Source organism: Kitasatospora sp. MBT63 (genome assembly GCF_000710465.2).
Classification (GTDB): domain Bacteria; phylum Actinomycetota; class Actinomycetes; order Streptomycetales; family Streptomycetaceae; genus Kitasatospora.
In genome coordinates this window covers 1-17,845 of record NZ_JAIZ01000833.1, presented here as the reverse complement: position 1 = coordinate 17,845, position 17,845 = coordinate 1, and the positions used below count along the sequence as shown (strand labels likewise).

Here is a 17,845-nt window from a genome sequence, read left to right as displayed (position 1 = left end):
CCCCCAGGTGACCGGCCCGGGGCGTCAATTCCCGCCACCGGAAAGGAGATCCGTGACGCACTCGCCTTGTCCGTGCTATCCCCCGGCGATAGTGTGCTGGCACCCCGGTGGCCCGCCCACCCGGACAACGCACCGCCGTCGCCCCGCAATTGTCGGCCACCGCCGGGAAAATCCCCCGGCCCGGGCCGCCGGCGACCGGCTCCGCCCCAGCGCCCGCCCGGCCGGGCATTCCGGCCCGCGCCCCGGCGCACGCCCGCGACGGCGCACGGCGGCCGCACCCAGGATCTGACGAACGGAGTATCCGTGTGACCGAGCCTCAGCTGCCCCTCACCGTCGACGGCGGCGACCACCGGCTGGTCGAGCACATCCGGCACCACCGCGAGGAGCTGCGCGAGCAGCTGCGCACCCACGGCGCCCTGCTGTTCCGCGACTTCGCGGTGGACGGCGTGGACGGCTTCGACGCGGTGGTGCGCGAGCTGTCCGGCGAGCCCCTGACGTACGCCGAACGCTCCTCGCCCCGGCAGTCCATCAAGGGCAACGTCTACACCTCGACCGAGTACCCGCCGCAGGAGGAGATCTTCGCCCACAACGAGAACTCCTACCAGGCCGTCTGGCCGCTGGTCCTCTACTTCTACTGCATCGAGCCGCCGCTCACCCTCGGCGCCACCCCGCTCTCCTCCACCCGCGCGCTGTACCGGGCGATCGACCCCGCGGTGCGCGAGGAGTTCGAGCGCCGCAGGTGGTCGGTGGTGCGCAACTACGGTGGCGGTCTCGGGCTCCCGTGGACGGAGGTGTTCAACACCGACGACCGCGAGGAGGTGGAGCGGCACTGCGCCGGCCAGGGCATCGAGACCACCTGGATCGGGTCGGACCGGCTGCGCACCAGGGCGGTGCGCGACGCCGTCCACAAGCACCCGGTCACCGGTGACCAGGTCTGGTTCAACCACGCCACGTTCTTCCACGTCAGCACGCTGCCGGAGGAGTTGAGGCTCGGACTGCAGGCCATGTGCAAGCCGGAGGACCTGCCCAGCAACACCTACTACGGCGACGGCGAGCCGATCCCGGACGACGTCCTGGACCACCTGCGGGAGTGCTACCGGGCCACCTCGGTCCGCTTCGACTACCGCCGCCCCTCGGGCGTCTCTTCCAGGTACCGCCGGTCAGCGTCCGATCCGGTCGGAGAGACCGGCCAGCGCCACCCCGGCGGGACCCGCGGTCGCCAGCTCCGCCCGCCGCACCAGGCTCAGTGCGAACGAGCGCACCAGCTTGTGGAACGCGTACCGGCCGGGCGCCGGGGTGTCCAGCAGGCTGGCGTCCACCAGCTCCTCCAGCAGGTTCTCCGCCTCGGCCCGGTCGGCGCCGAGTGCCGCGGCCGCGGCCGCGAGCGACAGGTCCGGACCGTCCAACTGGGCGATCTGGCGCAGCGCGTGGGCCGCCTGCCAGCCGAGCCGCTCGTAGCTGAGCCGGAACGCGGTACCGACCGCGGCGCCGCCGAGGTCCAGCACCGAGCTGCCCTCCTCCTCGTCCTCCAGCCGCTCCACCAGCGAGGCGATCTGCCAGCGCGGCCGGGCCGCCAGCCGGGTCGCCACCAACTGGACGGCCAGCGGCAGCAGGCCGCAGGCCTCGACCAGCCGGCGGGCCGCGACCGGCTCGACCGCCACCCGCTGGTCGCCGATGATCGCGGCGACCATCCGCACCGCCTCCCGCGGGGACAGCGGATCCAGCGAGAGCAACTGCGCCGAGCGCAGGCCCGCCATCCGGACCCGGCTGGTGACCAGCACCATGGAGCCGGGGGCGGCGGGCAGCAGCGGCTGCACCTGCTCGGCGCTGACCACGCCGTCCAGCACGATCAGCATCCGGCGGCCGTCCAGCAGGGTGCGGAACAGCGCCGCCCGCTCGGAGATCGCGGTGGGCAGCGGCCCGCCGGGCCGCAGCGCCCGCAGGAAACCGCCGAGCACCTCGCCGGGCGTCACCCAGGCACCGTCCTGGCCGGGTCCGTCGATCTCGGCGAACAGACAGCCGTCCGGGAACCGGTCACGCACCCGGTGCGCCCAGTGGACCGCCAGCGCGGACTTGCCGACCCCCGCCATCCCGTCGATCGCGCAGACCACCATCCGCTGCTCGCACAGCAGGCCGTCGAGCCGCGCCAGGACGGCCTCACGGCCGTAGAAGTCCGGTACCGCCATCGGTAACTGGGCCGGCCTCAGCGGCTCGGCCGACTGGCCCTCGGGGTCCTGGTCGGCGACCAGCCCGCGCAGGGCGCCACCGGCGCCGAGCACGTCGTCGCACCGGCCCGCCAGCTCCGGGGTGGCGGGCCGGGCACCGGTCTCCACCCTGCTCAGATAGCCCTTGCTGTAGTGCGCCATCTCGCTCAGCGCCTTCAAGGAGACGCCCTGCTGTGTCCGGAGTCTTCGCAGCTCGAACCCGAATCTTTCGCTCAAAACTCCCCCCTCCTGCCCGTGTTGGTTGCTGTCTCCCCCGATGGGGCCCATCACAGGCGGCTGAGAGCCGCCGCGCCACCGCCGCTGTGGGCCGCGCTGCCGTCGTCGTGATCCCCCCGGAGACGACGGCACCCTGGTGCGGGTGGCGGGGCCGATCCTACGGGAGATCAGCGTCCGATGTTCGAATTCGATCAGACTTTGCTCACCGGCTTTCGGATCTCGATCGCGGACCGGTGGCGGTAGGGGCACGGATCAGGAACTGATGCTGCGTTACCGAGACATTCGGGACAGCTTCCGCTTGCTCCAGGGGATGTGACTGTCAGTCACCGAAAAGGGTTCGGCACTTCGCACACCGCCGGGTGCCAGGCATCGCGGGCGGCGAGGTGCAGGACGAGCGCCGCGATGTTCCACGCGTCGTCCTCGCCGCGGTGGTGCCGGCCCTCCAGCGGCAGGCCCGCCAGCTCAAGCGCGCGGGCCATGCCGGGCCGCTTGCGCAGCCCGTACGCCTCGGTGAAGACCAGCTTGGCGTTGGCGTGGCGGCGGCCGAACGGGTACCGGGTGCCGGTGGCCGCGCACTGCCGGGTGAACTGGTTGCGGTCGTAGTCGCCCCAGCTGGCCCACGGGCGCGACCCGGCCCGGTGCTCGGCCGCCAGCAGCCGACAGGCCTCCGCGAACGGGACGCCGGTGTCGACCCCGGCCTGGGTCAGCCCGGTCAGCCCGGTGCAGAAGTCGCTCACCGTCGAGCGCCGGGGCCGGACCAGGATCCGGTGACGGCCGACCCGCTCACCCGCGGTGACGTCGACCACCGTCAGCCCGATCTCGATGATCTCGCTGACCGCGCCGGGCGGCGGCTGCCCGTCCCAGCAGGTCGCCTCGATGTCCACCACGTTCCACAGTTCCGGTGCGCTCTCCACCCGGGGCAGGCTAGCCGCGCCCGGCGCCGGCCGGCACCGGGATTTCCCACGGCGCCGGCCGCCGCGGGCCCGCGGCCCGGGCGACGACGGCTCAGGCGGTGGCGGGTCAGGCGATGACGGCTCAGGCGATGACGGTGAGCAGCAGCCCGTCCTGCACCAGCCAGCGGCCGTGGAAGCCGAGCAGCGGCCCGCCGTCCGCGGTGGTGCCGTCGACCAGCAGCCGGGCGGACCAGGTGCCGTCCACCTCCAGCGTGATGTCCGCCTCCTCGAACTCCAGGAAGCGCCTGGTCAGCGGGAACCACGCCTTGTAGACGCTCTCCTTGGCGCTGAACAGCAGCCGGTCCCAGTGCACCGCGGGCCGCTCCGCCGTCAACTCGGCGATCCTGGACTGCTCCTGGGGCAGCGCGACCACCTCCAGCACGTCGTCCGGCAGCGGCTCGTGCGGTTCGGCGTCGATGCCGACGGTGCGCAGGTCACCGGCGCGGGCGACCACGGCGGCGCGGTAGCCGGCGCAGTGCGTCATGCTGCCGACCACGCCCTCGGGCCAGCGCGGTGCGCCGCGCTCCCCCCGCAGGATCGGCACCGGCGGCAGGCCGAGCGCGCCGAGCGCCCTGCGGGCGCAGGCCCGTACGGTGGCCACCTCGCGGCGGCGGGCCGGGACCGCCTTGGCGACCAGCTCCTCCTCGCCCGGCAGCAGTGGGGCGTCGGCCAGGTCGTCGAAGGCCTCCGCCCAGGAGGCGCCCGGCGGCAGCAGCTGCTCGATCACCGCTCCTCCGCCCGCAGGACCCGGCGCGGGCGGTGCGGGCCGCCGCGCGGGCCCCACTCGCGCGGGTAGCCGAGCGAGACCTCCTCGAAGCGGACGCCGTCCGCCCAGGTGATCCGGGGGATGTGCAGGTGTCCGTAGATCATGGCGGCGGCGTCGTACCGCCGGTGCCAGTCGGCGGTGCGCTCGGTGCCGCACCAGAGCGCGAACTCCGGGTAGCGCAGGATCCTGGTGGGCTCGCGCACCAGCGGGTAGTGGTTGACCAGGACCGTCGGCAGGGCGGGGTCGCGCCGGGCGAGCAGCCGTTCGGTCTCCTCGATCCGCGCCTCGCACCAGGCCTCGCGGGACGGGTACGGGTCGGGGTGCAGCATCATCTCGTCGGTGCACACCACGCCGGCGGCGTAGGCGGCGGCGAGCGCCTCCGTCTTGTCCGCGGTGCCCTCGGGCCGGAAGGTGTAGTCGTAGAGGAGGAAGAGCGGGGCGACGGTGACCGGACCACCGGGTCCGCCGGACCACACCGCGTACGGGTCCTCGGGGGTCAGCACGTCCAGGCCGCGGCAGAGTTCGACCAGGGCCCGGTAGCGGTCGTCGCCGCGCAGCTGCACCGGGTCGTCCTTGGGGGTCCACAGTTCGTGGTTGCCGGGGGCCCAGATCACCTTGGCGAAGCGCTCGCGCAGGGTGGCGAGCACCCACTCGATCTCGCCGAACCGCTCGCTGACGTCGCCGGCGACGATCAGCCAGTCGTCCGGGGAGTCGGTGCGCAGCTCCTCGACCACCTTCCGGTTCTCCGGGTAGGCGACGTGCAGGTCGCTGATCGCGTACAGGGTGCCGCTCATACCAGCGCCTCGAGGTGACGGGAGATCACCGCGGCGATCTCGTCGTGGCGGCCGTTCAGGTAGAAGTGGCCGCCGGGGAACACCTTCAGGTCGAACCCGGCCGCCGTGTACCGCTCCCAGCCCCGGGCGTCGGCCGGCGAGGTGACCGGGTCGTCGTCGCCGACCAGTGCGGTGACCGGGCAGCGCAGCGGCTCCCGCTCGCGGTACTGGTAGCCGGTCAGCGCGGCGTAGTCGGCGCGGACGGCGGGCAGCGCCAGTGCGACGATCTCCGGGTCGGCGAGCAGCCCGGCGTCGGTGCCGTCCAGCGAGGCCAGGTGGGCGAGGAGCGCCCGGTCGTCGAGCAGGTGCGCGGCCTCCGGGCGGCGCAGGTGCGGCGCGCGGCGCCCGGACACCATCAGCAGGTCGGGGCCGGCGCCGGAGCTCTCCAGCAGCCGGGCGGCCTCGTACGCGACCACGGCGCCCATGCTGTGGCCGAGCAGCAGCAGCGGGCGGCCGTCGCTCTCGCCGAGGGCGTCGACCGCGCGGGCGGCCAGCTCGGTGATGCTGCGCAGCGGGGTCTCGGTGAACCGGTCCTGACGGCCCGGGTACTGGACGGCCAGCACCTCGGTCCGCGGGGAGAGCAGGCCGGAGAGCGGGTGCCAGTAGCTCGCCGAACCACCGGCGTGCGGGAAGCACACCAGCCGTGCGCGGGCGTCGCCGCCCGGGTGGAACCGCCGCAGCCAGCGGTCGCTGGTCATCGTCTCTCCCCTGTCACGATCACGGGAATCCGCTGCCGGGCCGGTGGTCGGCCCGGGCCCCCGGGCATTCCCCGAACCCACATCGGCCGGACCGACAATACTCTGACAACGCTTCACTTCTCCGGATCTTCACATCGAAGCCCGGCCCCGAGGGGGCCCTCCGGCGCAGGGGGCCTCCCTCCCTCCCGTATTGTTAGGTTAGCCTAACCATTGTACGCGGGCGCCGGTCTCGACACCCCCCGGCACCACCCGTACAGCACCGTCCGCACGGCACCGCCCGCGCAGCACCCCACCGCTCGACGGCGGCCCGACGGCCCGTCCGTCACCGCCCGCACGCCCCGGCCCAGGCGCCGCCCGCGCCAGGAAACGGAGAACTCATGACCACGGCCTACGAGGCCCACGACACGGCAGCGGCCCTGCCGGGCGCCACCGCCCTGCTCGCCGGCTACCGACCGGGACCGGCGACGGCCTTCTTCGCCGGCCCCGGCCGCACCCTGCTGGCCGAAGGCGTCCGCGCCACCGTCACCGACCCGGCCCGCGCCACCGAGGCGCTGCGCGCGGCCCGCGCGGCCGGGGCCGAGGCGCCCGTCGTGGTCGGCGCGATCCCGTTCTCCCCGGGCCGGCCGGCCCGGCTGTTCATACCCGCCGAGGTCCACCGGGCCGGGCCGCTGCACGAGGACCCGCTGCTGCAACTGCCCGCCGCCGCCCCGGCCACCGCCGACTGGCGGCAGCGCCCGGTGCCCGCCCCCGAGGTCTACCGGGACGCCGTCGCCGAGGCCGTCCGCCGGCTGTCCGACGACTCCGGACTGACCAAGGTGGTGCTCGCCCGCACCCTGGAACTGACCGCGCCCGGCGGCGCCGACCTGCCCGCCATGCTGCACCGGCTGTCCCGCCGCGACCTCGACGGCTACACCTTCGCCGTCCCGGCCGGCGGCGCCGCCACCCTGGTCGGCGCCAGCCCCGAACTGCTGGTCTCCCGCCGGGCCACCGCCGTCAGCGCCAACCCGCTGGCCGGCTCCGCCGCCCGCTCCACCGACCTGGCCGAGGACGTCCGCCGGGCCGCCGCCCTACTGGAGTCCCCCAAGGACCTGCACGAGCACGCCGTGGTGGTCGAGGCCGTCCGGGCCGCGCTCGCCCCGCTCTGCGCGCAGCTGCACGTCCCCGAGCGGCCCACGCTGGTACGGACCGCCGCGATGTGGCACCTGTCCACCACCGTCACCGGCACCCTCGCCGACCCCGCCACCAGCGCGCTGGACCTGGCCCTCGCCCTGCACCCCACCCCGGCGGTCTGCGGCACGCCCACCGACCGGGCCCGCGACCTGATCGGCGAACTGGAGCCGTTCGACCGCGGCCTGTACACCGGCGTGGTCGGCTGGGGCGACGCCGACGGCGACGGCGAATGGGTCGTCACCCTGCGCTGCGCCGAGGCCGAGGGCGACCTGCTGCGGCTGTTCGCGGGCGCCGGCGTGGTCGCCGCCTCCGACCCCGCCGCCGAACTCGCCGAGACCGGCGCCAAGTTCCGCACCTTCCTGCACGCGGTCGGCCTGGAGGAGAGCAAGTGAGTTTCTGGCCCGAGGAGTTCGTCGCCCGTTACCGGGCCGCCGGGTACTGGACCGGCGAACCGCTGGACCGGATGATCCGCGTCCACGCCGCCGCGGACCCCGCCCGGATCGCCCTCACCGACGGCGACCGGCACTGGAGCTACGCCGAGCTGGACCGGCGGGCCGACCTGGTCGCCACCGGACTGCTCGCCCGCGGGCTGCGCCGCGGCGACCGGGTGGTGCTCCAACTCCCCAACACCGCCGAGTTCTTCGAGCTCTTCTTCGGTCTGCTGCGGGCCGGGGTGGTACCGGTGATGGCGCTGCCCGCACACCGGCGCGCCGAGATCTCCTACTTCTGCGAGTTCGCCGGGGCCCGCGCACTGATCGTGCCGGACCGGCACGCCGGCTTCGACCACCGGGAGCTGGCGGCCGACGTACTGGCCGCGGTCCCCGCACTGGGCGAGGTCCTCGTGGTCGGCGACCCGGGCCCGTACACCTCCGTCGCCGAGCTGCGGGCGGCCGAGGCCGCTCCGGTCCAGGACCCGCCCCGGGCCGACGAGTTGGCGTTCCTGCAGCTGTCCGGCGGCTCCACCGGGCTGCCCAAGCTGATCCCCCGCACCCACGACGACTACCTGTACAGCGTCCGGGAGTCCGCGGTGATCTGTGGCCTCGGCCCGGAGACGGTGTACCTGTGCGCGCTGCCCGCCGCCCACAACTTCCCGCTCAGCTCCCCCGGCACGCTCGGCACCTTCCACGCCGGCGGCCGGGTCGTGCTGGCCCCCAACCCGAGCGCGGATGCGGCCTTCCCGCTGATCGAACGCGAGCGGGTCACCCTGACCGGCCTGGTGCCCCCGGTCGCGCTCGCCTGGGCCGACGCGGCGGCGCAGGCACCGCACGACCTGAGCAGCCTGGAACTGCTCCAGGTCGGCGGCGCCAAGCTCAGCGCCGAAGGCGCCCGGCGGCTGGGACCCGCCCTCGGCTGCCGGGTCCAGCAGGTCTTCGGCATGGCCGAGGGCCTGGTCAACTACACCCGGCCCGAGGACGACGAGCAGACCGTGCTCACCACCCAGGGCCGGCCGATCTCGCCCGACGACGAGATCCGGATCGTCGACGACCACGACCACGACCTGCCCGACGGCGCCACCGGCCACCTGCTCACCCGCGGCCCGTACACCATCCGTGGCTACTGGCGTGCGCCGGAGCACAACGCCGAGGCGTTCACCTCCCAGGGCTTCTACCGGACCGGAGACGTCGTCCGCCGGACGCCCACCGGCCACCTGGTGGTCGAGGGCAGGGCCAAGGATCAGATCAACCGTGGGGGCGAGAAGGTAGCCGCCGAGGAGGTGGAGAACGTGCTGCTGGCCCATCCGGCCGTCCACGACGCCTCCGTGGTGGCCACCCCCGACGCCTACCTGGGCGAGCGCAGCTGCGCCTACGTCATCCTGCGCGAGGGCGCCGAGCGGCCGCGCGCGGCCGAACTGAGGGCCTTCGTCCGGCAGGCCGGCCTCGCCGACTTCAAGGTCCCCGACAAGGTGGAGTTCGTCACCGCCTTCCCGCAGACCGGCATCGGCAAGGTCAGCAAGAAGGACCTCCGCGCCACCACCCCCCAGCCGTAGAGAGACCCCACCACCATGGCACTTCCCGCGATCGAGCCCTACCCGATGCCCGGACCCGACCAGCTGCCCGGCCCCCGGGTGCCCTGGCGGGCCGACCCGGACCGGGCCGTCCTGCTCGTGCACGACCTGCAGAACCACTTCCTGCGGGCGTTCACCCCGGACACCTCGCCGCTGTCCGACCTGCTGGCCAACACCGCCCGGCTGCTGGGCTGGGCCCGCGCACACGGCGTCCCGGTGGTCTACTCCCACCAGCGCGGCGGCCAGAGCGCCGCGGAACGCGGCCTCCAGCTGGACTTCTGGGGCCCCGGCCTGCCCGCCGACGCCCACGCCGAGGGCATGCCCGAGCAGGTCGCACCGCAGGCCGGGGAGACCCTCCTGACGAAGTGGAAGTACAGCGCCTTCGCCCGCACCGACCTCGCCGAACGGCTCGCCGCCGCCGGCCGCGACCAGCTGGTGCTGGCCGGGGTCTACGCCCACATCGGCGTGATGATGACCGCCGCCGACGCCTGGAGCCACGACGTGCAGGCCTTCGTGGTCGGCGACGCCGTCGCCGACTTCTCCGAGCAGCACCACCGGGACGCCCTGCGCTGGGCCGCCGACAAGTGCGCCGTGGTGGTCTCCACCGACCGGCTGACGGAGGGCAAGTGACCACCGCCCAGGCCGCCCCCGGCCGGCTCGCCGCCGACCGCGTCACCCTGCGCTACGGCGACCGGGCCATCGCCACCGAGCTGTCCGTCACCATCCCGGACCACTCCTTCACCGTCATCGTCGGGCCGAACGCCTGCGGCAAGTCCACCCTGCTGCGCGCCTTCGCCCGGCTGCTGAAGCCGGCCGCCGGCCGGGTCCTGCTGGACGGCGAGCAGATCAGCGGCCTGCCCGCCAAGGAGCTCGCCCGCCGGCTCGGCCTGCTGCCGCAGAGCTCCACCGCACCGGACGGCATCACCGTCGCCGACCTGGTCTCCCGCGGCCGCTACCCGCACCAGGGGCTGCTGCGCCAGTGGTCCCGCGAGGACGAGCGGGTGGTCGCCGAGTCGATGGCCGCCACCGGCGTCGACGCCCTCGCCGAGCGGTACGTCGACGAGCTGTCCGGCGGCCAGCGCCAGCGCGTCTGGCTCGCCATGGCGCTCGCCCAGCAGACCTCCCTGCTGCTGCTCGACGAGCCGACCACCTTCCTCGACATCGCCCACCAGGTCGAGGTGCTGGACCTGTGCGCCCGGCTCCACCGCGAACAGGACCGCACCCTGGTCGCCGTCCTGCACGACCTCAACCAGGCCGCCCGGTACGCCACCCACCTGATCGCCATGCGCGACGGCGCGGTGGTCGCCGAGGGCCCGCCCGCCGAGATCGTCACCGCCGACCTGGTCGAGCGGGTCTTCGACCTGCCCTGCCAGATCATCGAGGACCCGCAGACCGGCACCCCGCTGGTGGTCCCCGCGGCCCCCGGACGACGGACGGCCGACCGGTGACACTCACCGTCGCCGCGCCCGCGGTCCGGATCGCGACCGCAGGCGACGCCGCCGCCCTGTTCGTCCTGTCGGCGCCGTTCATGCGCTCGGGCGAACTCCGGGACCGCGGCCCGGCCGACTACCGGGAACGCGCCACCGACTTCCTGATCGAGCCCGGCGACCGGGAACCGGCCCCGCCGGCCGGCTGCGTGGCGCTGCGCCCGCTGGCCCCCGAACCCGGGCACCCCGCCGCCGGACTGCTCTACAACCTGTGCGTCCATCCCGCCCGCCAGGGCACCGGCGTCGGCTCCCGGCTGCTCGCCGCCCTGCTGGCCCGCGCCGAGGACCGGGGGCTGCGGACCGTGTACGCCGCCTCCACCGGCAGCGCCGTGCTCTTCCTGCGCACCGGGTTCCGGCAGGTCCCCACCGCGCTCGCACCGGCCGGCCTGACCTCCGGCCTGGACCCGGCCCGCGGCTCCCGGGTGTACCGCTACCGGCTCTGACCGGCCGCCGGGCGATCGGCGGCGGGCGGCGGGCGATCCGCGGCGGGCGGCGGGCGGTCAGCCGAGGGCAAGCAGGCCGACCGCGACGGCGGCCACGGCCAGGCCGGCCAGCTGGCTGCGGTGGATGCGTTCGCCGAGGACGGTCCGGGCCAGCAGGACGGTGGAGGCCGGGTAGAGGGCGGTGATCACGGCGACCACCGCCAGGTCGCCGCTGCGTACGGCCAGCAGGAACGCCAGGTTGGCCAGCGAGTCCAGGACGCCGGAGCCCGCGGACAGCCACAGGCCGGGCCGCTCCGGCCCGAGGCGCCGCCACATCGCGGCCCCCGCCACCAGGGTGACGGCCGAGGAGACCGCCCGGCCGGTGATCAGCGGCGCCAGGCCGCTGTCCGACGGCGCCTGGTGCAGGCAGATCAGCTGGACCGCGATGGCGGTACCGGCGCCGACCGCGAGCAGCAGCGCGGTACGCGAGGGCCGGGAGCGGCCGCCCGTGCCGGGGCCGGCGCTGACCAGCACCACGGCGGCCAGGGCGAGCGGGATCCCGGCGGCCGCGGCCGCGCCCAGCCGCTCGCCCTGCACGAGTCCGAGGCCCACCGGCAGGACCGCGGAGACCAGCGCGGTCACCGGGGAGAGCACACTCATCGGCCCGATCGCCAGGGTCCGGTAGAGCAGCACGAACGCGGCGGCCGAGGCGGCCCCGGAGGCGGCCCCCCAGCCGACCGCGGCGCCCGACCAGTGCGCGCCGAGCAGCGGCCACAGCAGCAGTTCGACGGCGAGGCTGGCCGGTGCGGCGACCATGACGGTGCGCAGCACGTGGGCGCGGCGGGCACCGAGGCCGCCGAGGAAGTCGGCGCAGCCGTACGCCAGCGAGCTGGCGAGGGCGAGGAGCAGCGCGGGCACGGTGACACCTCCGAGTCATTGGAACGACCCCAAGGTACATCAGAACGACCGATCGGGTGCACTGCGCCGACCGCGCGGTACATTCGGACGACCGGGGGCGAGGACCCGCGAGGACGGCGAGGAGAGGTGGAGCCCGTGGCCGACACGGCGCAGGCGCTGAACACGGTGGCCCGTAACGTACGGGCCGCCCGCACCAGGGCCGGGCTGACCCTGGACCAGCTCAGCCTCCGGGCCCAGGTCAGCAAGGGCGCGCTGGTCGCCCTGGAGAAGGCCCAGGGCAATCCCAATCTCGCCACGCTGGTCCGGCTGGCCGACACGCTCGGCCTGTCGGTGTCGGCGCTGGTGCAGGGCTCCGGGCCGACCCGGGTGCAGGTGGTGGAGGCGGCGGCGGTCACCCCGCTGTGGACGGGCGGGCAGGGCGGCCGGGCGCAGTTGATGCTGACCACCGCGGGCCCCGCCCCGGTCGAGGTCTGGCGCTGGCTGCTGCACCCCGGCGAGGAGTACACCAGTCACCCGCACCCCGCCGGGGTGGTGGAGACCGTGAGCGTGACCGCCGGGTCGATGGTCCTGGCGGTCGACGGCGTCGAGCACCCGCTGCCGGCCGGGGCGACGGCCACCTTCGACGCGGACGTGCCGCACGGCTACCGGGGCGCCGGCAGCGGACCGTGCGAACTCCTGATGACCGTCCACCTGCCACCCGGCCCGCCCCACCCCGCCTGAGCGCCCCCCTGGCGCCCGGAGCACGCCCGCGCGCCCGTCCGTGCGCCCGTCCGTGCGCGCCACCAAGCTACATATGCCGATACGGGCATATGATGGATCCATGGCACGGGCGGCGACGACGGCGGACGCGTTCAACGCCGTGGCCGAGCCCCGGCGGCGGCAGATCCTCGACGCGCTGGCCACCGGTGAGCGGTCGGTGAACGACCTGGTCGCCGCGCTGGACCTGCCCCAGCCGCAGGTGTCCAAGCATCTGCGGGTGCTGCGGGAGGTCGGGCTGGTGCTGGTCCGCGAGGAGGGCCGCCGCCGGCTGTACCGGCTGGACGGGCGCCCGCTGAAGGCCATCCACGACTGGGTGGGCCGCTACGAGCGGTCGTGGTCGCAGCGGTTCGACCGGCTGGACGCCGTCCTGGCGGACCTGAAGGACGAAGAGGCGGAACCCGACGGAGGTACCGACGATGACGAGTAACAGCCGAGCGGTGGTCACGCTGCCGACGGACACCAGCATCCTGATCACCCGGGAGTTCGACGCGCCCCGGCACCTGGTGTACCGGGCGTGGACCACCCCCGAACTCATCGAACGCTGGTGGAGCGGCGACCGCGGCAAGGTCGTCCGCGTCGAGGTCGACCTGCGGGTCGGCGGCGCCTGGCGGTACGTGATGGTGGCGAACGGCGGCTTCCAGGTCGCCTTCCACGGCGAGTACCGGGAGATCGTCCCCGACGAACGCCTGGTCACCACCGAGGTGTTCGAGGGCATGCCGGAGGCCGCGGCCCTGACCACCCTCACCCTCGCGGAGCACGACGGCCGCACCACGCTCACCGTCCTGGTCGAGCACTCCGAGCGCGCGCACCGCGACGCCCACATCGACTCCGGCATGGAGGGCGGCATGCAGGAGGCGATGGACCACCTCGAACAGGTCGCACGCTCGCTCGCCTGACGGCCACCGGCGTTCGACCGGACGACAGTTGACGTGCCGTCACCCCCGGCGACGGCCTAGGGTGTCGGCCATGGCACCTCCGATCCTCCCAGCGGTCCCCGCCGTACGGGCGACCACGGCGCGGGCCGCCCGGCTCGGCGCGTACGACTCCGTCTCGGCGGCACTGTCCCGGCTGGACGGTCCGGGCGCCGCCCGCCTCCTGGCCGGCGCGGTGCCCCTGGGCACCGGGATCGGCGGCCGGACGGCGCGGGTGGAGGTCGCCGGGGTCCCGGTCTTCGTCAAGACGGTGCCGCTCACCGGCCGGGAGCTGCGCACGGCGAACCTGCTGTCCACGGCGAACCTGTTCGACCTGCCCGCGTTCTGCCACTACGGCCTCGGCAGTCCCGGGTTCGGCGTCTGGCGCGAGGTCGCCGCGCACGGCCTGACCACCGACTGGGTGCTGATGGACGAGTGCCGGGCCTTCCCGCTGCTGTACCACTGGCGGGTGGTTCCGGACTCCTGGGCGCCCGACCCCGCCGCCCGGGCGGAGCACACCGGCGAGGTCGAGCGGATGGCGGCCCGCTGGGGCGGCTCACCGGCGGTCCGGGCCCGGGCCGAGGAGCTGGGCCGGGCGACGCACAGCGTGGTGCTGTTCCTGGAGCACGTCCCGACCACCCTGGGTGCCTGGCTCGGGCGGCGGCTGGCCGGCGGCGGCGAGGGCGCCGAGGTGGCCTGGGAGCTGGCGGACGAGGGGCTGCGGGCGGGCACGGCGTTCCTGGAGTCCCGGGGGCTGCTGCACTTCGACGCCCACTTCGAGAACATCCTGACCGACGGCCGGCAGCTCTACTTCACCGACTTCGGCCTGGCCCTGCACGAGCGCTTCGCGCAGGGTCCGGCCGAGGCCGCGTTCTTCCGGGAGCACCGGGGCTACGACCGGCACCTGACCGCCACCCTGCTGGTGAACCGTCTGGTCACCGCCCTGCACGGCCTCGCCGAGGACGACCGGGACGGCCGGGACGCGCTGGTGCGCAAGTACGCCGAGGGCGCGGCGCCCGACGACCTGTCCCCGTCGGCGGCCCGGATCATCGGCCGGGACGCGCAACTGGCGGCCGCGGCGACCGAGTTCCACCGGGCCGTCCAGGGCGGGAGCCTGCACACCCCCTATCCGCGGCTGCCGCCGGACGGCGCCGCCGGGTGATCCCGGTCCCGGTCCCGCTCCCCGGCCGCACTCCCCGGCCGCGGGAGCGCGCGGCCGGGGAGCGGTGAGCGGTGAGCGGTGAGCAGGGGGCTCAGAAGGTCAGGGCGACCTGGTCGACGGTCCAGAACGCGCTGTTGGTGCCGGTGTAGCGGAACTGCAGTTGCGCGCTGGTGGCGCCGGCCGGGACGGCCACGGTCAGCTTCTCGAAGCCGTTGAGGTCCGAGCGGTACGACTTGACCAGCTGCGGGGTGCCGGAGTCGAAGGTGATGTAGACGTCGCCGGTCTGCGGGCCGTCGATCTTGTAGTTGGTGGCGTAGCTCAGCGTGGCCGTGGCCGCGCCGCCCACCTGGTAGCGGGGGCTGAGCAGGGTGGAGTCGAACTGCCCGGCGCCGTGCGACTTGTCGTCCCACTCGTCGGAGTCGGCGACCGCGAAGACGTTGCGGGCCCGGACGTTGGTCTCCCGGGACTGGCCGAGCTGCGCGGCGGTCCAGAACTCGTCGGTGGCGAAGGCCCAGCCGCGCCACTCGGTGACACCGCCGCTGGGCATCCGGGAGTTGTCGATGCTCCAGCCGCTCGGCGGGGTGTGGGTCCAGCCCTTGACGCCGGCCGGGATGCCGGTCTCGTCGGTGCGGGTCTGCAGGCCCGTCCGCAGGGTGTCGAAGGCGTCGGGGGTGATCTCGTCGATCGGCCTGCCGTCGAGCTTCCAGGCCGGGTCGACCGCCACGCCCTCGTGCTTGAGCACGGTCGGCGCGATGTCGACGAGCTTGACGTCCTGGCGGGTGGAGCCGGGCGCGTAGCCCGCGCCGTCGGCGACCACGAAGGTCTGCCGCTCGACGGCACTGTTGCCGCCGTGGCCGCCGGCGTCGGTGTGGCCGTGGTCGGTGGTGACCACGATCAGCCAGTCCTCCGAGGCGTAGCTGGGGCGGGCCTTGACGGCGGCGACCACCTGGCCGACCAGGCCGTCGACCGAGTGGATCGCGGCCGCGTACTGGGGGCTGGTGCCGCCGTAGCTGTGACCGGCCTCGTCGACCTGGTCGAAGTGCAGGAAGGCGGTGTCGGGGTTGCCGTTGCGCAGGTAGTCGGCGGCGTCGGCGGCGGTCTTGGTGTCGTTGTCGGCCTCCGGGATCCGCAGATCGGCCTTGCCGTTGAAGACGGTGTCGGCGACCGGGCTCCAGGACGCGACCACCAGGGTGGAGGCGGCCGGGGCGGCGGTCTCCAGGCGGGTGGCCAGGTCCGGGTAGAGGTCGTAGTGCGAGCCGGCGAAAGTGTTGTCCTTGACGCCGTGCTTGTCCGGCCACACACCGGTGGCGATGGTCGACCAGCCCGGGCCGGACAGGGTCGGGGCGAGCGGGTTGGCGTAGAGGTTGCTGGTGGCGGTCATGCCGCCGGCCATCAGGGCCTTGAGGTTCGGGGCGTCGGCCGTCAGCAGCTTGTCGTACCGGGTGCCGTCGATGCCGATGACCAGCGTCTTGGCCTGCTTGGTGCCGTCCGGCAGACCCTTGTACGGGCCGGTGGCGGCGGTGGCCTGAACGGCCGTCAGCGAGAGCGCCGCCGCGGCGGCGGTGACGGCGGCGGCGATCCGGAGGGTGCGGGACATGCGCACGGGGGCTCCTGGAGGAGGGGGGACGAGTCGCGGCGCGGCTGGCGCCGGTACCGAGAGTGGGGGCGCCCGGCGAGGTGCGAGCCTCCCGGAGCGCACCGACGCATGAACAGCACGGGAACTTCGGTCCATACCCGTTACCATTTCGTGACCCAATCCCGGCCGGGCCGATCACCGGCCGATAGGGTGGTGCGATGAGCCCAGGCACCCCGCACGCACCAGGTACGCCCGTCCGCTCCGGCGTCCCGGAGCACGGCCGGCTGCCGAAGTACTACGTCGTCAAGACGGAGTTGGGCGGGCTCCTGGACGAGCTCGGACCGGGCGGCCGGCTGCCCACCGAGGTCGAGCTCGCCGCCCGATACGGGGTGGCCAGGGCGACCCTGCGGCAGGCGCTGCGCGAGCTGCTGCTGGAAGGCCGGCTGCGCCGCCGGGGCCGGGGCACCGTGGTGGCCGACGCCAAGCTCGAACAACCGCTGTCGCTCGCCAGCTACACCGAGGGCGTCAGCCGGCAGGGCATGCGGCCGGGCCGGACGCTGATCGGCCTCGACCGCTTCCCCGCCGACGCGGTGACGGCCGGACAGCTGGAGGTCCCCGAGGGCGAGCCGGTCTGGCACCTGGAGCGGGTGCTGCTCGCCGACGAGGAGCGGATCGGCCTGGAGAGCACGTACGTGGCGGTGGCCCGGGTGCCGCGGCTGGACGTCGACTTCGACCCGTCCTCCTCGTTCTACGCCTACCTGCGCGAGCAGGGCGCCGAGCTCGGCACCGGACAGGAGCGGATCGAGACGGTGCTCGCCACCCCGCGCGAGGCGCTGCTGATCGGCACCCCGCCCGCGCTGCCGATGCTGCTGCTGCACCGCCGAAGCCGGGACGCGGCCGGCGGACCGCTGGAGCAGGTCCGCTCGCTCTACCGGGGCGACCGGTTCAGCTTCACCCTCGACCTGCGGGCCCCCGGGGCCTGAACCCCGGCCGCCAGGGCCCCGATCCGGCCGCCGGTACCCCTCGTCCAGGAGTGTCGACATCAAGTATCTTGACGTCGAGATTGTTTTGGGGCAGTCTTCCCCAGGTCTCTTGACGTCAAGAGATGTTCCGGTGGACTGGAGGACGGGGATGCGGCGCGAGAACGGGGCCCGGACGGCCCGGGAGGGCGGACTGGCGGCGCAGCTGCGCCGGCCGCCGGGCGGCCGGGACGGGCGGACCATGCTGATCGCCCAGTTCCTGGACCGGACGGGCACCGGCGTGTGGGCCGCGTCCTCGGTGCTGTTCTTCACCTTCGTCGCCGGACTGGACGCCGGACGGCTGGGCCTGCTGCTCGGCGCGGCCGGGGTCGCGGGCATCCTCGGCTCCCCGATCGCGGGCCGGCTGGCCGAACGCTTCCCGGTCCGCTCCCTGCTGATCGGCTGCCACCTGCTGCGGCTGGCCGCGCTGTCGCTGCTGCTGGTCCGCACCGAGTTCGCCGTCCTGCTGCCGGTGGTCGCCGTCACCTGCGTCGGAGACCGGATGGCCAAGACCCTCGAGATGCTGTTCGCGACCAGGGCGGCCGGCCCGCAACGCACCACCTACCAGGCGCTGTCGCGCAGCGCGGCCAACGCGGGCTACGCCCTCGGCTCCGGGATCGCCGCGCTCGGCCTCGCCGTCGGCACCCGCGGCGCGTACCACGCCCTGATCCTGCTCGACCTGCTCTCCTTCCTTGCCGCCGCCGTCCTGGTCCGGCGCACCCGCG

General features: G+C 74.5%; 18 protein-coding genes and 1 pseudogene. 12 read left to right on the top strand and 7 right to left on the bottom strand.

Annotated elements, in window-relative coordinates; genetic code table 11:
• Positions 1-107: 107 nt before the first annotated feature.
• Positions 108-1,067: pseudogene (locus AA75_RS46850) on the top strand (TauD/TfdA family dioxygenase); the annotation flags it as partial.
• Positions 1,068-1,160: 93 nt separating this feature from the next.
• Here AA75_RS46850 and AA75_RS44060 read toward each other — a convergent pair.
• From AA75_RS44060 to AA75_RS44040, 5 genes are all read right to left on the bottom strand, one after another.
• Positions 1,161-2,441 (bottom strand): XRE family transcriptional regulator, encoded by a 1,281-nt coding sequence (locus AA75_RS44060; RefSeq protein ID WP_158515673.1) that lies wholly within the window; start codon positions 2,439-2,441, stop codon positions 1,161-1,163.
• Between the two features lie 323 nt (positions 2,442-2,764).
• Positions 2,765-3,355 carry a 3'-5' exonuclease gene (locus tag AA75_RS44055; RefSeq protein WP_051814466.1) on the bottom strand — a complete coding sequence of 197 codons (591 nt, stop codon included), beginning with the start codon at positions 3,353-3,355 and terminating at the stop codon, positions 2,765-2,767.
• 121 nt (positions 3,356-3,476) lie between these two features.
• A complete protein-coding gene (locus AA75_RS44050) occupies positions 3,477-4,121 on the bottom strand; it encodes a 4'-phosphopantetheinyl transferase (RefSeq protein ID WP_033826196.1) in 645 nt (214 codons plus the stop codon).
• Positions 4,118-4,954, bottom strand: coding sequence for a metallophosphoesterase (locus AA75_RS44045; protein ID WP_033826195.1), 837 nt, complete (start codon positions 4,952-4,954; stop codon positions 4,118-4,120). The genes AA75_RS44050 and AA75_RS44045 overlap by 4 nt, the downstream gene beginning before the upstream one ends.
• Positions 4,951-5,691: a thioesterase II family protein gene (locus AA75_RS44040; RefSeq protein WP_033826194.1), complete on the bottom strand. Its 741-nt coding sequence runs from the start codon at positions 5,689-5,691 to the stop codon at positions 4,951-4,953. The genes AA75_RS44045 and AA75_RS44040 overlap by 4 nt, the downstream gene beginning before the upstream one ends.
• A 377-nt stretch (positions 5,692-6,068) precedes the next feature.
• Between AA75_RS44040 and AA75_RS53315 the strand changes: the two genes are divergently transcribed.
• The 5 genes from AA75_RS53315 to AA75_RS44015 are packed head-to-tail and all read left to right on the top strand — an operon-like array spanning position 6,069 to position 10,796.
• Positions 6,069-7,253 carry an isochorismate synthase gene (locus AA75_RS53315; protein WP_033826193.1) on the top strand — a complete coding sequence of 395 codons (1,185 nt, stop codon included), beginning with the start codon at positions 6,069-6,071 and terminating at the stop codon, positions 7,251-7,253.
• Complete coding sequence (locus tag AA75_RS44030; protein ID WP_033826192.1) at positions 7,250-8,848, top strand: (2,3-dihydroxybenzoyl)adenylate synthase; 1,599 nt, start codon at positions 7,250-7,252, stop codon at positions 8,846-8,848. The genes AA75_RS53315 and AA75_RS44030 overlap by 4 nt, the downstream gene beginning before the upstream one ends.
• A 15-nt stretch (positions 8,849-8,863) precedes the next feature.
• Positions 8,864-9,496, top strand: a complete 633-nt coding sequence (locus AA75_RS44025; RefSeq protein ID WP_033826191.1) for an isochorismatase family protein — start codon at positions 8,864-8,866, stop codon at positions 9,494-9,496.
• The gene (locus tag AA75_RS44020) at positions 9,493-10,314 is read left to right on the top strand and encodes an ABC transporter ATP-binding protein (RefSeq protein WP_033826190.1); all 822 of its coding nucleotides are present in this window, start codon (positions 9,493-9,495) and stop codon (positions 10,312-10,314) included. The genes AA75_RS44025 and AA75_RS44020 overlap by 4 nt, the downstream gene beginning before the upstream one ends.
• Positions 10,311-10,796, top strand: coding sequence for a GNAT family N-acetyltransferase (locus tag AA75_RS44015; protein ID WP_033826189.1), 486 nt, complete (start codon positions 10,311-10,313; stop codon positions 10,794-10,796). The genes AA75_RS44020 and AA75_RS44015 overlap by 4 nt, the downstream gene beginning before the upstream one ends.
• Before the next feature lie 57 nt (positions 10,797-10,853).
• Here the strand turns inward: AA75_RS44015 and AA75_RS44010 are convergent, their stop codons facing one another.
• The gene (locus AA75_RS44010) at positions 10,854-11,693 is read right to left on the bottom strand and encodes an EamA family transporter (RefSeq protein ID WP_033826188.1); all 840 of its coding nucleotides are present in this window, start codon (positions 11,691-11,693) and stop codon (positions 10,854-10,856) included.
• Positions 11,694-11,828: 135 nt separating this feature from the next.
• On the opposite strand from AA75_RS44010, the gene AA75_RS44005 reads away from it, so the two are divergent.
• From AA75_RS44005 to AA75_RS43990, 4 genes are all read left to right on the top strand, one after another.
• Entirely contained in the window at positions 11,829-12,413 is a 585-nt protein-coding gene (locus tag AA75_RS44005; protein ID WP_033826200.1) for an XRE family transcriptional regulator, read from the top strand.
• Positions 12,414-12,513: 100 nt separating this feature from the next.
• Positions 12,514-12,879 (top strand): helix-turn-helix transcriptional regulator, encoded by a 366-nt coding sequence (locus tag AA75_RS44000; RefSeq protein WP_033826187.1) that lies wholly within the window; start codon positions 12,514-12,516, stop codon positions 12,877-12,879.
• On the top strand, positions 12,869-13,348 hold the full coding sequence (locus tag AA75_RS43995; protein WP_033826186.1) for an SRPBCC family protein: 480 nt from the start codon (positions 12,869-12,871) through the stop codon (positions 13,346-13,348). Before AA75_RS44000 ends, AA75_RS43995 begins: the two co-directional genes overlap by 11 nt.
• A 70-nt stretch (positions 13,349-13,418) precedes the next feature.
• On the top strand, positions 13,419-14,525 hold the full coding sequence (locus AA75_RS43990) for a hypothetical protein (protein WP_033826185.1): 1,107 nt from the start codon (positions 13,419-13,421) through the stop codon (positions 14,523-14,525).
• Between the two features lie 91 nt (positions 14,526-14,616).
• Here the strand turns inward: AA75_RS43990 and AA75_RS43985 are convergent, their stop codons facing one another.
• Positions 14,617-16,122, bottom strand: coding sequence for an alkaline phosphatase family protein (locus AA75_RS43985; protein WP_033826184.1), 1,506 nt, complete (start codon positions 16,120-16,122; stop codon positions 14,617-14,619).
• A gap of 197 nt (positions 16,123-16,319) precedes the next feature.
• On the opposite strand from AA75_RS43985, the gene AA75_RS43980 reads away from it, so the two are divergent.
• Together AA75_RS43980 and AA75_RS43975 are read left to right on the top strand one after the other, a co-directional pair.
• The gene (locus AA75_RS43980) at positions 16,320-17,084 is read left to right on the top strand and encodes a GntR family transcriptional regulator (RefSeq protein ID WP_033826183.1); all 765 of its coding nucleotides are present in this window, start codon (positions 16,320-16,322) and stop codon (positions 17,082-17,084) included.
• A 148-nt stretch (positions 17,085-17,232) separates the two neighbouring features.
• A partial coding sequence (locus AA75_RS43975; RefSeq protein WP_149038716.1) for an MFS transporter occupies positions 17,233-17,845 on the top strand: 613 nt, incomplete at its 3' end.

Excerpts from the sequence above, each read along its gene's own strand:
- AA75_RS44045 (WP_033826195.1), bottom strand. The coding sequence starts at position 4,954 with ATGAGCGGCACCCTGTACGCGATCAGCGACCTGCACGTCGCCTACCCG.
- AA75_RS44040 (WP_033826194.1), bottom strand. The coding sequence starts at position 5,691 with ATGACCAGCGACCGCTGGCTGCGGCGGTTCCACCCGGGCGGCGACGCC.
- AA75_RS53315 (WP_033826193.1), top strand. The coding sequence starts at position 6,069 with ATGACCACGGCCTACGAGGCCCACGACACGGCAGCGGCCCTGCCGGGC.
- AA75_RS44025 (WP_033826191.1), top strand. The coding sequence starts at position 8,864 with ATGGCACTTCCCGCGATCGAGCCCTACCCGATGCCCGGACCCGACCAG.
- AA75_RS44000 (WP_033826187.1), top strand. The coding sequence starts at position 12,514 with ATGGCACGGGCGGCGACGACGGCGGACGCGTTCAACGCCGTGGCCGAG.
- AA75_RS43995 (WP_033826186.1), top strand. The coding sequence starts at position 12,869 with ATGACGAGTAACAGCCGAGCGGTGGTCACGCTGCCGACGGACACCAGC.
- AA75_RS43990 (WP_033826185.1), top strand. The coding sequence starts at position 13,419 with ATGGCACCTCCGATCCTCCCAGCGGTCCCCGCCGTACGGGCGACCACG.
- AA75_RS43985 (WP_033826184.1), bottom strand. The coding sequence starts at position 16,122 with ATGTCCCGCACCCTCCGGATCGCCGCCGCCGTCACCGCCGCCGCGGCG.
- AA75_RS43980 (WP_033826183.1), top strand. The coding sequence starts at position 16,320 with ATGAGCCCAGGCACCCCGCACGCACCAGGTACGCCCGTCCGCTCCGGC.